Here is a 608-nt window from a genome sequence, read left to right as displayed (position 1 = left end):
TCCCGAAAGCTCACACCTAGGCCGTAGCCGCCATGGGTGATGAACGGCACCAATGTCTTGCCGGACAGATCGTGTGTCGCCAGGAAGGAGCGGATCACCGACGGCGCGGTCATTCCCCAGATCGGAAATCCGAGGAACACCGTCTCGCAGGATTTGATGTCGGGCACCGTGGCGGCGAGCGGCGGTTCGAACCCGGACACCCGCTGCTGCTCCGCCACCGCGACCTGCTGCTCGTAGTCTTCCGGGTAGGGATCGACGGTCCGGATCTCGAAAAGATCCGCTCGCAGGGCCCGGCTGATCTGGCGTGCGATGACACGCGTGTTGCCGGTGCGGGTGTAGTACGCCACCAGCACCTTGGCGCCGCCCGCCTGTCGCGCGCTCGACGCGCCGGCAGGCAGGCTCGATCCGGCACCCAGTCCGGCCCCAAGTGGCAATGCAAGCGCGGTCATCAGTGCACCCCGTCTTGAGAACAGGCCCGGTTGGCTCATCTCGCTCTCCTGTGCCTGCTCAGCGCCGCACCTGCAGGTGCGCCGGATAGCGATCGCCCTGCACGATGGCGCCGAGGATGAGAACCTTTGTCATCAGTCAATCTAGTGTCCTGATTCCGA

General features: G+C 65.1%; 1 protein-coding gene. It reads right to left on the bottom strand.

From position 1 onward, the window contains the following. Positions 1-488 (bottom strand): flavodoxin (locus tag FCU66_RS40855; RefSeq protein WP_246094219.1); only part of this gene is annotated, 488 nt, incomplete at its 3' end. Positions 489-608 lie beyond the last annotated feature (120 nt).

It is taken from the genome of Mesorhizobium norvegicum (genome assembly GCF_004919685.1).
GTDB lineage: Bacteria > Pseudomonadota > Alphaproteobacteria > Rhizobiales > Rhizobiaceae > Mesorhizobium > Mesorhizobium norvegicum.
The sequence above is the reverse complement of the archived record's forward strand: the minus strand, read 5'-3'. Positions and strand labels throughout refer to the sequence as shown.